The organism is Rugamonas sp., from assembly GCF_025354735.1.
GTDB lineage: Bacteria > Pseudomonadota > Gammaproteobacteria > Burkholderiales > Burkholderiaceae_D > Rugamonas.
Window position 1 is genome coordinate 1 of record NZ_JANXMI010000131.1, and the last position, 13,782, is coordinate 13,782.

Genomic DNA, 13,782 nt, shown 5'->3' on the forward strand with positions numbered 1-13,782 from the left:
GAAGCGATGGCCTACGATCCCGATCTGGCCGGTTTCGACGGCATCGGCTTCGAGGTGCAGGCATATCAAACACGCTGCCCCTACGCCATCGATTTCCTGATCGACCTGGCCAAGCGCAGCGGCCGCAAATTCATGGTGCGCCTGGTCAAGGGCGCGTATTGGGATGCCGAAATCAAGCGCGCCCAGGTCGATGGCATGAGCGGCTACCCGGTCTACACGCGCAAAGTCTACACCGACGTGTCCTACCTGGCCTGCGCGCAAAAATTGCTGGGCGCGACCAGCGTGATCTATCCGCAATTCGCCACCCACAACGCGCAAACCCTGGCGACGATTTTCACCTGGGCCAAGCGCGACGGCGTGACCGACTACGAATTCCAGTGCCTGCACGGCATGGGCGAAACCTTGTACGACCAGGTCGTCGGCAAGGATAATCTGGACAAGGCCTGCCGCATCTACGCGCCGGTCGGCTCGCATGAAACCCTGCTGGCCTACCTGGTGCGCCGCCTGCTGGAAAACGGCGCCAACTCGTCCTTCGTCAACCAGATCGTCGACGAAAGCATCGCCATAGACACGCTCATCAAGGATCCGCTGGCGCTGGCGCGCGAACAGGGCGGCGTGCCGCACACCGGCATCGCGCTGCCGCTGGACCTGTTCGGCGCCGAACGCCGGAACTCGGCCGGCCTGGACTTGTCCAACGAAGACGTGCTGCGCGCCATCGCCGACGCGCTGGCCGCGCCGCGCAACTGGCACGCCTCGCCGCTGCTGGCCGGTCCGGTCAGCGTCGGCCAGCCGTCGCAGGCGGTGACCAATCCGGCGCGCAACGGCGACATCGTCGGCCAGCTGGTTGAAGCGAGCGCCGTCGACGTCGCCACGGCGCTCACCAGCGCCAGCGACTTCGCCATGGATTGGCAGACCACGGAACCCTCGCTGCGGGCCGCCGCGCTGCTGCGCGCCGCCGACCTGTTCGAGACGCATCAGCTGGAACTGATGGCGATGGCGATCCGCGAAGCCGGCAAGTCGCTGCCGAACGCCGTCGCGGAAATCCGCGAAGCGGTCGACTTCCTGCGCTATTACGCGGTGCAGGTGCAGGGCGCCAGCAACACCCTGGCCCTGGGCCCGGTGGCCTGCATCAGCCCGTGGAACTTCCCGCTGGCCATATTCACCGGCCAGGTCGCCGCCGCGCTGGCCGCCGGCAACGTGGTGCTGGCCAAGCCGGCCGAGCAGACGCCGCTGATCGCCTACCGCGCCGTCGAGCTGCTGCACGAAGCCGGCATTCCCCGCGCCGCCCTGCAATTGCTGCCGGGACGCGGCGAAGTCGTCGGCGCCCGCCTGTGCGAGGATACGCGCGTCAAGGGCGTGATTTTCACCGGCTCGACCGAAGTGGCCCAGCTGATTAACCGCACGCTGGCCAAACGCGCCGTCCAGGAAGCGGCCGAGATCGTGCTGATCGCCGAAACGGGCGGCCAGAACGCCATGATCGTCGACTCGTCGGCCTTGCCGGAGCAAGTCGTGCAAGATGCGATCTCCTCCGCTTTCGACAGCGCCGGCCAGCGCTGCTCGGCGCTGCGCGTGCTGTTCCTGCAAGAGGAAATCGCCGACAAGACCATCAAGATGCTGAAAGGCGCGATGCAGGAGCTGAGCGTCGGCAATCCCGACCGCCTGGTGACCGATATCGGCCCCGTCATCGATGCCGAAGCCCGGCAGAATTTGCTGGCCCACATCAACAAACTGAAAACCACGGCGATCGATCACTACTCGCTCGATTTGCCCGCCGGCGTGGTGGGCGCCGGCACTTTCGTCGCCCCGACCGTGCTGGAAATCCGCTCGCTGAGCGAGCTGACGCAGGAAGTATTCGGTCCCGTATTGCACGTGATCCGCTACAAGCGCGCCGATTTGGCCAAGCTGATCGAGCAAATCAACGACAGCGGCTTCGGCCTGACGCTGGGCGTGCATTCGCGCATCGATGAAACGATAGACTTCATCAGCTCGCGCGCCCATGTCGGCAATATCTACGTCAACCGCAACATCGTCGGCGCCGTGGTCGGCGTGCAACCCTTCGGCGGCGAAGGCAAATCCGGCACAGGCCCGAAAGCGGGCGGTCCCCTGTATCTGAAACGCCTGCAACGCGGCGCGGCCAATGTGGTGCATCACGCGCGCCGGTCGACGCCGGCGCTCGACGCGCTGGCGGTGTGGTCAAAATTGCAGCACCACGAACGCTTGACGGCGCTGGCCGAGGAATACAGCCGCACCAGCATGGTCGGCAGCACCACCGTGTTGCCGGGCCCGACGGGCGAGCGCAACACGCTCAGTTTCGTGGCGCGCGGCACCGTCGTGTGCGTGGCCGCCACCACCGACGGCGTGCTCAACCAGCTGGCGGCGGTGCTGGCCAGCGGCAATAACGCCGTGATCGTGGCCCAGTCGGACACCTTGGTGCCGGCCGATTTGCCGGCCGCCGTCAAGGAAAGGATGCAAGTCATCGGCAATTTGAACGCCTTCGACGGCGATTTCCAGGTGGCGTTGGTCGAAACCGCGCTGGTCGGCCAGCTGCACGAGCAATTGGCGGCCCGTAGCGGGGCCCTGGTGGCCTTGATCGATACCAGCGGGGAGGTGGCCATACCACTGTGGCGTTTGCTTGCTGAGCGGGCTCTGTGCGTGAATACGACGGCGGCCGGCGGCAACGCCAGCCTGATGACGCTGGGGGCTTGAGCTTAAACCTTAAGTTTTAAAATTGCCGCGGTCCCGGGCCGGAATCGAATCGACGTCTTTGTCGGCTCGATTCCGGCCTTTTTTTACGCCATCGACAGGTGGCAAAAGTTTTTAATCACGTTAAACGCATAACGCGAGGCGACAGTCGTCACAAAACGCATGAAATCGACGGCGGCGTCTTCGTTGGCGTTATCGGAAATCGTGCGAATCACGCCGAACGGGATGCCGAGCTCGAAACACACTTGCGCCACGGCCGCGCCTTCCATCTCCAGCGCCAGCAATGGCGGCAGGGCCTCCTTCAATTGCAGCACTTGCGCGCGCTTGCCGATGAACTGGTCGCCGCTGGCGATCAATCCACGGTGCAATCGTGGCCCTTGCAGGCCAAATTCCTTTTTTTCCGCCTCCTGGAGCGCGTCGTCAAACTGAACCCGCAGGAATAGTTGCGCCGCTGCGGCCAGGCGGTCGCTCAAGGCCAGGTCGCTGGGAAACTGCGACATGCCCGTCAGCGGCACTTCAAAACGCGGAAACAGGGGACTGGCGTCGAAATCGTGCTGTATCAACGTTTCAGCCACCACGATATCCCCAACCTGGACGCCGGCATCGCCACTTCCAGCGACTCCCGTGAAAACAATGTGGGTAACTTCGAACTTTTCCACAAGGATAGCCGCCGTCATGGCGGCGGCGACCTTGCCTATACGCGACAGAACGCACACAGCGTCGATTTCCCACAGCTGCCCTGCCATGTATTCCCGCATGCCGTGGACGAGCTTGTAGGGGCTCTGCATGGCCTCTATCAGCCCCTGCTGTTCTTCGGCGAGGGCGCTGATGACGCCTAAACGCATTTTTTTCATCGATTTCATCGTTCTGGATTCGCTTTTTTCAGGGTTGAAGCTCGTTTCGGCTCACTTTTCCACCGCAGCCGTTTGTACTAAGGTTTTATTTAAAGATCTATATAAATCTAGTAATAGATAGTAAACGCGCACTTTTCTGTGGATAAGTCGGTTAACAACCGAAAAATCATGGTCTTAGCGCTTGTATTAGCACCCTCAAAAACATTGTATCCAGCCCGGACAGCTTTGGGATAAAAAAATGCTTGTGGACAAAAGTGGAGTTTTCCCACATCTCATCCTGTGGATATGCAAGCAGTTGTCCACAGAGCGGTCTTCAAAACAGAGGATTTCGACCCTTTTTGATGCTGACAATGGCGCTGGAAGTTTTTGCGCAGTCGTTTGGTTTTGCAAAACAGGTATTTGCTGGCGTCGTTCGCGACGCTGTTTTTTTGTCCAGAACGCGGTTAACGTTTTTTTTTGGCCGGCCTGCGGCTTTGCTGTTTAGTTGTTTACAAAAGGATTTATATAAAAATAGTAGTAATAGTAAACGCGTCGTTTTCTGTGGATAACTGGCTTAAGCGCTTAAAAATCATGCGTTTACAAGAAAGATAAGCGCTTGCACAATACTTGTATCTGGAGAGGAGCAATTTTGTATAAAATACGGCCGCCCGTACAAGTGCGGCCTTGCTCACAACTCATCCTGTGGATATCCAGTCAGTTATCCACAGGCGCCAGTTCCATTTCCATGCTTTTTTCCAGTTCCGGCCCCAAAACCGGCTTGGAAAAGAAGTATCCCTGGCCAAAATCACAACCAACCAGCCTCAGCGCCGACATTTGTTGTCTGGTTTCTATGCCTTCGGCGATCACCTTGATGCTGAGCTTGTGCGCCATGGCAACAATTGCCGAACAAAGCGTGATGCCGTCGGCGCCGCCGGCGAGATTCGAGACGAAAGCCGGGTCGATTTTGATGTAATCGATGTTGAAGCGCTTTAAAAACGCCACCGAGCAGTAGCCGGTGCCGAAATCGTCCAGCGAAACCTGCATGTGGGCATGTTGGAAGGCCAGAATCTTTTCATTGACCGCGTGCGTGGGGTCGAGCAGCAGGTTTTCCGTGATTTCAATGACGATGCTCTTGGGATACATTTCCAGTTCGTCGAGCAAATCGAGCCACTGTTGATAATTGCTGCCGTCATCGCGGAACTGCCAGGCCGATTTATTGACGCAGATCTGGAAATCCGGATATCCCAGCTGCTGCATGCGCTTGGCCTGCCGCGCCGCCTGCTGGAACACCCAGTCGCCGATGCTGACGATCATGCCGCTGCTTTCCGCGATCGCGATGAATTCGGACGGGCTCAGCAATCCGCGCACCGGATGTTGCCAGCGCACCAGCGCTTCCGCCTTGCAAATTTTTCCGGTGGATAAGTCGACGATGGGCTGGAACACCAGCCGCAATTCGTCGCGGTGGACGGCGTCGCGCAATTCGTTGCTCAAGGCCATGCGCACGCGGGTCGCTTCCTGCATGAACGGCGCGAAATAATTGAAGCGATTGCGGCCCTGCTGTTTGGCGGCGTACATGGCCTGGTCCGCGTTTTTGAGCAGGGTGTCGGCATCGGCGGCGTCGTCCGGGTACAAGGTGATGCCGATGCTGGAAGAAATCTGGGCGATTTCCTGTTTCAGATTGAATGGCGCCGTCATTTTTTCCAGGATCTGTTGCGCGATGCGGGCGACGTCGCCGGCGTAACGCAGTTCGCTGAGGATGACGGTGAACTCATCGCCGCCCAGGCGCGACACGATATCGGTGCCGCGCACGCAATGCGACAGCCTGCTCGCCACTTCCTTGAGCAGCAAATCGCCGTAATCGTGGCCCAGCGTGTCGTTGATTTCCTTGAAGTGGTCGAGATCGATGAAGACCAGGGCCATCGGCAGGTGCGAGCGGTCGGTTTTCTTCATTTCCAGCAGCAGGCGTTCGTGGAACATGCGCCGGTTCGGCAAGCCGGTCAGGCCGTCGAAGTTAGCCTGGCGCCAGATCAATTCCTCGGACGCCTTTTTCTTGGTGATATCCGAGAACAGCGCCACCAGCCGGAAGGCCTTGCCGTCCTCGTTGAACACGGTATTAAACCGCAGCGACACCAGGTAATGCTCGCCATCCTTGTGGCGGTGCCAGATTTCGCCCTCCCACTGCCCGGTGTGATAAATCGCGTGACGGATGCGGTTGAGCATGTGCGGTTTTTTGCCGTCCGACGTCAATTCATAGGCCTGGCGGCCGACCACTTCATCTTCCAGATAGCCGCTGATGCGGGAAAACGACGGATTGACGGACAGGATGATGCCGCTGGTGTCGGTGACCATCATGCCTTCGGAGCTGTTTTGGTACATCAGCGCCGCCAGCTACATCGATTCTTCACCCTGTTTGCGCAGCGTGATGTCTTCTATCATCAAAAACAGGCCGTCCACCTCGCCCTCGGCGTCGCGGTCGGGAATATAGGTCACGCCTTCGACGCGGGCGCCGTTTTTTTGCGGCACGTCGCGCTCGAAATACACGCTTTCGCCGGCCATGGAGCGCTGCAAATGGGCCCGCGTCTGTTCATAGCCGGCCGGGCCGATGATTTCGGCCACGGTCTTGCCGGCGGCATTGTCGAGTTCATAGGTTTCGTTGAACAAACGATTGGCGAAGCGATAGCGCTCATCCTTGCAGACATAGGCGATCAGGACCGGCAGATTATCGGTGACGAGGCGCAGCCGCTGTTCGCTCACGCGCAGTTTTTCTTCCATTTCGCGGCTGGTCGCGTAGAGCTGGCGATAACGCAGCTCCCGTTCTTCCAGCCTGGCGTAGGCGCGCAGGGCGAAATGGCAGGCGGCCAGCAACAGCAGCAATAGCAATCCCAGGCCGGCGCCTTGCATGCCTTTGAAATAGGCGGCGTGCAGTTGCGATGCGACCACGGCGATGGCCAGGACCAGCAAGCCGAAAGCGCCAGTCAGCAAGCGGCGGCGAAATCGGACATACGCTGATGAATGCGGTAATCGGGAAGAAAAAGCCGGTGGCGAGCTGCTCATCGGGAAGTGTCCGACACGGCTGTCGCCATTGCGCCCGAAGATGGCGTGATACGGCGGATAACACCACGGTGGTTGCTCAGTCTGAACAAAATGGCTCCGGCAGTCGGCTTGCGCGCGTTGACCGATTCAGTATAGATGAACTGTGATGTCAAAGAAATACCATTTGTTCATACGCCTCGGCAATTACCGTGGGCTGTGGTTTTGCCGTTGCTGCTGGGCTTGGGGCGCTTGGTTTTGGTTTGTCCTGGTTTACTCTACAAAGATAGATATAAAGAATAGTAGTAGTTGTTAACGTAGACACTTTTCTGTGGATAAGTGCTCATTTTGAATTAGAATCAAGCCCTTGCGGATTGAATAAGCGGGTTTGAAAGCCGTGTATGAGCGCGTAACTGTTTCTGGACAAGAAAACAGGCCTCAAAAAAATTTCGGTTTACTCACATTTGGTGCCTGTGGATATCCATATAGTTATACACAGGCTGAAACGCTGTTTTTAGTGTTTAGCGGATAAGTTTTTTGCCACGGCCGCCTGAGTTGGAGGGCCGGTTTCAGGCGCAAAAATCGCTGTTGTCATGTCCATGGAGGAGCCGTCTTTGGAATCAGCTGGGCAATACGACTACATCATCATCGGCGCGGGCACGGCCGGTTGCGTGCTGGCCAACCGGCTCACCCGCGATCCCAAGGCCACCGTATTGCTGATCGAAGCCGGCGGCAAGGACGACTACGTCTGGATCCACATCCCGGTCGGCTACCTCCATTGCATCGATAATCCGCGCACCGACTGGCGCTTCCGCACCGAAGCCGACGCCGGACTGAACGGCCGCAGCCTGATTTATCCGCGCGGAAAAGTGCTCGGCGGCAGCTCGTCGATCAACGGCATGATTTACATGCGCGGCCAGGCCGCCGATTACGAGCACTGGGCCGAGCTGACCGGCGATCCCGGCTGGCGCTGGGATGCGGTGTTGCCGCTGTTCAAAAAGAGCGAGGATTTCTACCGCGGCGCCTCGCCCGAGCACGGTGCCGGCGGCGAATGGCGGGTGGAAAAGCAGCGCCTGTCGTGGCCGATACTGGACGCCTTTCGCGACGCGGCGGAGCAGGTCGGCATCGCGAAAGTGGAGGATTTCAACCGCGGCGACAACGCCGGCAGCGCCTACTTCGACGTCAATCAAAAACGCGGCATCCGATGGAACGCGGCCAAGGCGTTTTTGAAACCGGCCTCGTCGCGGCCGAATCTGACCATCATGACGGGCTGCCACGTGGAACATTTGCTGATGGAAACGGGAGAAGGAGGGCCGCGTTGCCGGGGCGTGATTTTCACCGGCGGCGGCACGCGCTATCAGGCGCTGGCGCAACGCGAAACCCTGCTGGCGGCCGGCGCCGTCGGCTCGCCGCAGATACTGCAACTGTCCGGCATCGGCCCGGCCGCCTTGCTGCGCGAACACGGCATTCTGCCGCTGCACGAACTGGCCGGCGTCGGCGAAAACCTGCAAGACCACTTGCAGCTGCGCATGGTGTTCAAGGTCGACGGCGCCAGGACGCTGAACATCATGGCCGGCACCTGGTACGGCAAGTTGCGCATTGGCCTGGAATATGCGCTGTTCCAGAGCGGGCCGATGTCGATGGCGCCGTCGCAGCTGGGCGCTTTCGCCCGCTCCGACGCCGGCCAGGCCACGCCCGACCTGCAATATCACGTGCAGCCGCTGTCGCTGGAAAAGTTCGGAGAACCGTTGCACGCGTTTCCGGCGTTCACGGCCAGCGTCTGCAATTTGCGGCCGACGTCGCGCGGCCACATCCGCGTGGCCGACAAGGATGCCTACGCCGCGCCCAGGATCACGCCCAACTACCTGAGCACGCCCGAGGACCGCCGCTGCGCCGCCGCCGCGCTCAATCTGACGCGCCGCATCGTCGCCGCCCCGGCGCTGAAAAAATATGCGCCGGTGGAATTCAAGCCCGGCCTGGATTACCAGACCGAGGAGGAACTGGCCACGGCCGCCAGCCTGATCGGGACCACCATCTTTCACCCGGTCGGCACCTGCAAAATGGGCCGGGCCGGCGACGCGCTGGCCGTGGTCGACAGCCAGTTGCGCGTGCTCGGCGTGGCCGGCCTGCGCGTGGTCGACGCGTCCATCATGCCCACTATCACTTCCGGCAACACCAATGCGCCGACCATCATGATCGCCGAACGGGCCGCCGAGCTCATTCATGCGGCCTGGAAATAATCCATCGCGCCGAGTCCGCGCTTATTTCGCATTTGTTCCGCACTTGTTCTTCCACCGCCACACTATCCGCGCGCGACGCTAGGCCTGGATCAATCATTGGCCATAATTTTCCTGTACTGTTGTCGAAAATATTAATATCTGTGCATAACGCAGCGCTATAAAAAGACACACCGGGAGACAAGATGGCGGACCTGATACTGGAGACGAGCGATCTGACCAAGCAGTTCAAGGGCTATACGGCGGTCAGCAAAGTGAATTTACAAGTGCGGCGCGGCCATATCCATGCGCTCATCGGCCCCAACGGCGCCGGCAAAACCACGTGCTTTAATTTGCTGACGAAATTCCTGGTGCCGACGTCGGGCAAAATTCTGTTCAACGGCCGCGACATCAGCCACGCCGGCCCGGCCCGCATCGCGCGCATGGGCGTGATCCGCTCCTTCCAGATTTCGGCCGTGTTTCCCCATTTGACGGTGCTGCAAAACGTGCGCATCGGCCTGCAGCGCCAGCTCGGCACCTCGTTTTATTTCTGGCAAAGCGAACGCGCCCTGTCGCGCCTGGACGAACGCGAGATGCAGTTGCTGGCCGAGGTGGACCTGGCCGATTTCGCCGCCACGCTGACCGCCGATCTGCCCTACGGCCGCAAGCGCGCGCTCGAAATCGCGACCACGCTGGCGATGGAACCGGAGCTGATGCTGCTCGACGAGCCGACGCAGGGCATGGGCCACGAGGACGTCCACCGGGTCACGGCGCTGATAAAAAAAGTCTCGGCAGGCCGCACCATCCTGATGGTCGAACACAATATGAAGGTCGTGTCCGGCATCTGCGACCGCATTTCCGTTTTGCAGCGCGGCGCCGTGCTGGCCGAAGGCAGCTACGCCGAAGTGTCGGCCAACGCCCAGGTGATGGAAGCGTATATGGGGACCGATGCGGGGACCGACGCGGGCGGCGCCGCGCCGGGGGGAGGGCAGTGATGACGAGCGCGCTGGAGATTTCCAATCTGCATGCCTGGTATGGCGAGTCGCATATTTTGCACGACGTAAACTTGACGGTGCGCAGCGGCGAAGTGGTCACGCTGCTGGGCCGCAACGGCGCCGGCCGCACCACCACGCTGCGCGCCATCATGGGTCTGACCGGCGCGCGCGAGGGCTCGATCAAAATCCACGGCGTGCAGGCGATCGGTTTGGCGACCCACAAAATAGCCCACCTCGGGGTCGGCTACTGTCCCGAGGAGCGCGGCATTTTTTCCTCGCTGTCGACCGAGGAAAACCTGATGTTGCCGCCGCGGCTGGCCGGCGCCGCGCCGGGCATGACGGTGGCGGAAATCTATGCCATGTTTCCCAATCTGGAAGAACGCAAGCACAGCCAGGGCAGCCGGCTGTCGGGCGGCGAACAGCAGATGCTGGCCGTGGCGCGCATCTTGCGCACCGGCGCCCGCTTGCTGCTGCTCGACGAAATTTCCGAGGGGCTGGCGCCGGTCATCGTGCAGGGCCTGGCGCGCATGATTACGGCGCTCAAGGCCAACGGTTACACCATCGTCATGGTGGAACAGAACTTCCGCTTCGCCGCGCCGCTGGCGGACCGGTTTTATGTGATGGAGCACGGTCAGATCGTCGAGACGTTTGCTGCATCGGAATTGAGCGCCAGGATGCCGGTGTTGACCGAGCTGTTGGGCGTGTAGCGGGATTGCCGGAAATCCATGACCATCATCGTATAACGGAGACCACATGAAACTGAACGCCATCGCCCATGCCCATGCCCATGCCCATGCCCTTGCGCTCGCTTGTGCGCTGGGCCTGCTAGGTTTGCCGCAAGCCGCCGTCGCCCAGATTTCGGGCGACGTCATCAAGATCGGCCTGATTACCGACATGTCCGGCGTCTACACCGATATCGACGGCCAGGGCGGGGCGGAGGCGGTCAAGATGGCGATCGCCGACGCCGGCGTCGTCGTACCGGGCAAGCGCGTCGAGTTCGTGTCCGCAGACCACCAGAACAAGGCCGACGTCGCCGCCTCCAAGGCGCGCGAATGGCTGGACCAGCAGGGCGTCGACCTGCTGATCGGCGGCACCAATTCCGGCACCAGCCTGGCGATGGCCAAGGTGGCGGCGGACAAGAAGCGCGTCTTCATCGCCATCGGCGCCGGCACCTCGCGCCTGACCAACGAGGATTGCACGCCCTACACCGTGCATTACGCCTACGACACGGTGGCGCTGGCGCGCGGCACCGGCAGCGCCATCGTCAAGCAGGGCGGCAAAACCTGGTATTTCCTGACCGCCGACTACGCCTTCGGCCAGTCGCTGGAAAAAGACACGTCCGACGTCATCAAGGCCAGCGGCGGCAAGGTGCTGGGCGGCGTGCGCCATCCGCTGGGCGCCTCCGATTTTTCGTCCTTCCTGTTGCAGGCGCAGGCCTCGAACGCGCAGATACTGGGACTGGCCAACGCCGGCGGCGACGCCATCAATTCCATCAAGGCGGCCAACGAGTTCGGCATCACCAAGAAGATGAAGCTGGCCGGCTTGCTGATGTTTATCAACGACGTGCACGCGCTCGGTTTGAATATGACGCAGGGCATGTATTTGACGGACAGCTGGTACTGGGACATGAACGCCGACACGCGGGCCTGGGCCAAGCGTTACTTTGAAAAAATGAAGAAGGAGCCGTCGAGTTTGCAGGCCGCCGATTACTCGGCCGCGAGCACCTATCTGAAGGCGGTGAAAGCGCTCGGCAGCGACGATGCCGACAAGGTCATGGCGTATCTGAAAAAAACCAAAATCAACGATATGTACACCCGGGGCGGCGAAATCCGGCCCGACGGCCGCATGGTCCACGATATGTATTTGATGGAAGTGAAAAAACCGTCGGAATCCAAATACCCCTGGGATTACTACAAGATCGTCACCACGGTGCCCGGTGCGCAAGCCTATCTGACCAAGGCCGAATCGAAGTGCGCGCTGTGGAAATAAGCCGGCGCTTGCGCGGCGGCGGCCGCTGCGCAAGCGCCGTTTTCGACCTTTCTGTTGAGACTGCACACCCATGGAATATTTCGGCATTTCCGTCCAGGCGCTGATGAGCCAGCTGTTGCTGGGCCTGGTCAACGGTTCGTTCTATGCGATGTTGTCGCTGGGGCTGGCGGTGATATTCGGCTTGCTCAATGTAATCAATTTTGCGCACGGCGCCCTGTACATGATGGGCGCGTTTCTGGCTTGGATGGGCATCCATTATTTCGGCGCCAGTTACTGGCTGATGCTGATCGTGGCGCCGCTGCTGGTCGGCGCCTTCGGCATCGCCATCGAACGCACGATGTTGCGCTGGCTGTATAAAGTCGACCAGGTCTACGGCCTGCTGCTGACCTTCGGCCTGACATTGTTGCTTGAGGGTATTTTTCGGTCTTTCTACGGCGTGTCCGGCCAGCCCTTCGACACGCCGGCCCTGCTGCAAGGATCGACCGATCTCGGCTTCATGATCCTGCCCAACTACCGCGCCTGGGTGGTGGCGGTCTCGCTGCTGGTCTGTTTCGCGACCTGGTTCGTCATCGAAAAAACCAAGCTCGGCGCCTATTTGCGGGCCGGCACCGAAAATCCGCGGCTGGTCGAAGCATTCGGCGTCAACGTGCCGCTGATGGTGACGCTGACCTATGGCTACGGCGTCGCGCTGGCGGGCCTGGCCGGCGTGCTGGCGGCCCCCATCATCCAGGTCTCGCCGCTGATGGGTTCCAACCTGATTATCGTCGTGTTCGCCGTTGTGGTGATCGGCGGCATGGGTTCCATCATGGGTTCCATCTTGACCGGCCTCGGCCTCGGCGTCATCGAAGGCTTGACGCGGGTGTTTTACGCGCCGGGTTCGGCGACCGTCGTGTTCGTGCTGATGATCGTGGTGTTGCTGCTGCGTCCGGCCGGCCTGTTCGGCAAAGAACGATAGGGAGGTGCGATGAATAAAAATATCGCTTATACGCTCGCCATGGCCTTGCTCCTGATTCTGGCCCTGGCGGCGCCGTTCTTCGCCTATCCGGTTTTCCTGATGAAGCTGCTCTGCTTCGCCTTGTTTGCCTGCGCCTACAATTTGCTGATCGCTTACACCGGCCTGCTGTCCTTCGGCCATGCCGCCTTCTTCGGCGTGGCCGGCTACGTGGCCGGCAATGTGCTCAAGGCGCCCGGCATGGGCCTCGGGCTGGGCTTGCGGCCGGCGTCGCCGCCGGCGCCGTGCTGGGCCTTGTGATGGGCTTGCTGGCGATCCGCCGCCAAGGCATCTACTTCGCCATGATTACGCTGGCGCTGGCCCAGCTGGTTTATTTTGCCGCCTTGCGGCTGGGCGATTACACGGGCGGCGAAGACGGCTTGCAGGGTGTTCCACGTGGAAAATTATTCGGACTGGTCGAGCTCGGCAACGACAGGGTCTTGTATTACGTGGTGCTGGCCATCGCCGTGGCCGGTTTCGCCCTGATCGTGCGCATCGTGCATTCGCCGTTCGGCCAGGTGCTGAAGGCGATCAAGGAAAACGAGCCGCGCGCCATCTCGCTCGGCTACGACGTGGGCCGCTACAAATTGCTGGCCTTCGTGCTGTCGGCCGCGCTCAGCGGCCTGGCCGGCGCGACCAATGTGGCGGTGCAGGGCTTTGAAACGCTGACCGACGTGCACTGGGCCATGTCCGGCCTGGTGATCCTGATGACGCTGGTTGGCGGCATGGGCACGATGTCCGGACCGATAGTGGGCGCCGTCCTCATCGTCGCGCTGGAAAACCAGCTGGGCGACTTCGGCAACTTCATGGCCGCGCGCACCGGCATCGAGTGGTTCGCCACGCTGGGCGAGGCCGTCAGCATGGTCACGGGCGTGATCTTCGTCGCCTGCGTGTTGCTGTTCCGGCGCGGCATCGTCGGCGAAATCGCGGCGCGTTTCGGCGCCAGGCCCGTGTCCGCGCCGGCGTCCGTGTCCGATGCGGCCGCCGCCGAAAAACCCGCCGTCAAAACCGCTTGAAGGAGCCGG

Annotated in this window: 9 protein-coding genes and 1 pseudogene; 7 read left to right on the forward strand and 3 right to left on the reverse strand. The window is 60.9% G+C overall.

All coding sequences use genetic code 11. The annotated features are described in order from the left end of the window. Positions 1-2,706 (forward strand): bifunctional proline dehydrogenase/L-glutamate gamma-semialdehyde dehydrogenase PutA (gene putA, locus Q0S71_RS10620; RefSeq protein ID WP_295994728.1); only part of this gene is annotated, 2,706 nt, incomplete at its 5' end. A gap of 83 nt (positions 2,707-2,789) precedes the next feature. On the opposite strand, the gene Q0S71_RS10625 is transcribed toward putA, so the two are convergent. From Q0S71_RS10625 to Q0S71_RS10635, 3 genes are all read right to left on the reverse strand, one after another. After that, positions 2,790-3,548, reverse strand: coding sequence for a 5'-methylthioadenosine/adenosylhomocysteine nucleosidase (locus tag Q0S71_RS10625; RefSeq protein ID WP_295994794.1), 759 nt, complete (start codon positions 3,546-3,548; stop codon positions 2,790-2,792). Positions 3,549-4,250: 702 nt separating this feature from the next. After that, entirely contained in the window at positions 4,251-5,912 is a 1,662-nt protein-coding gene (locus tag Q0S71_RS10630) for an EAL domain-containing protein (RefSeq protein ID WP_295994730.1), read from the reverse strand. A gap of 12 nt (positions 5,913-5,924) precedes the next feature. Continuing rightward, positions 5,925-6,518, reverse strand: a complete 594-nt coding sequence (locus Q0S71_RS10635) for a PAS domain-containing protein (RefSeq protein ID WP_295994733.1) — start codon at positions 6,516-6,518, stop codon at positions 5,925-5,927. A 662-nt stretch (positions 6,519-7,180) separates the two neighbouring features. Here Q0S71_RS10635 and Q0S71_RS10640 point away from each other — a divergent pair. The 6 genes and pseudogenes from Q0S71_RS10640 (at position 7,181) to Q0S71_RS10665 (ending at position 13,773) form a co-directional block, all read left to right on the forward strand. Continuing rightward, entirely contained in the window at positions 7,181-8,806 is a 1,626-nt protein-coding gene (locus Q0S71_RS10640; RefSeq protein WP_295994736.1) for a GMC family oxidoreductase, read from the forward strand. A gap of 182 nt (positions 8,807-8,988) precedes the next feature. Continuing rightward, positions 8,989-9,777: an ABC transporter ATP-binding protein gene (locus Q0S71_RS10645; protein WP_295994738.1), complete on the forward strand. Its 789-nt coding sequence runs from the start codon at positions 8,989-8,991 to the stop codon at positions 9,775-9,777. Beyond that, positions 9,777-10,484: an ABC transporter ATP-binding protein gene (locus Q0S71_RS10650; protein ID WP_295994740.1), complete on the forward strand. Its 708-nt coding sequence runs from the start codon at positions 9,777-9,779 to the stop codon at positions 10,482-10,484. Before Q0S71_RS10645 ends, Q0S71_RS10650 begins: the two co-directional genes overlap by 1 nt. 46 nt (positions 10,485-10,530) lie before the next feature. Next, positions 10,531-11,766, forward strand: a complete 1,236-nt coding sequence (locus tag Q0S71_RS10655) for an ABC transporter substrate-binding protein (RefSeq protein WP_295994742.1) — start codon at positions 10,531-10,533, stop codon at positions 11,764-11,766. A 70-nt stretch (positions 11,767-11,836) separates the two neighbouring features. After that, entirely contained in the window at positions 11,837-12,721 is an 885-nt protein-coding gene (locus Q0S71_RS10660) for a branched-chain amino acid ABC transporter permease (RefSeq protein WP_295994744.1), read from the forward strand. Positions 12,722-12,730: 9 nt separating this feature from the next. Next, positions 12,731-13,773, forward strand: a pseudogene (locus tag Q0S71_RS10665) (branched-chain amino acid ABC transporter permease). Positions 13,774-13,782 lie beyond the last annotated feature (9 nt).

Coding starts and splice junctions, on each gene's coding strand:
- Q0S71_RS10625 (WP_295994794.1), bottom strand. CDS start 3,548: ATGCGTTTAGGCGTCATCAGCGCCCTCGCCGAAGAACAGCAGGGGCTG.
- Q0S71_RS10630 (WP_295994730.1), bottom strand. CDS start 5,912: ATGTACCAAAACAGCTCCGAAGGCATGATGGTCACCGACACCAGCGGC.
- Q0S71_RS10645 (WP_295994738.1), top strand. CDS start 8,989: ATGGCGGACCTGATACTGGAGACGAGCGATCTGACCAAGCAGTTCAAG.
- Q0S71_RS10650 (WP_295994740.1), top strand. CDS start 9,777: ATGACGAGCGCGCTGGAGATTTCCAATCTGCATGCCTGGTATGGCGAG.
- Q0S71_RS10655 (WP_295994742.1), top strand. CDS start 10,531: ATGAAACTGAACGCCATCGCCCATGCCCATGCCCATGCCCATGCCCTT.
- Q0S71_RS10660 (WP_295994744.1), top strand. CDS start 11,837: ATGGAATATTTCGGCATTTCCGTCCAGGCGCTGATGAGCCAGCTGTTG.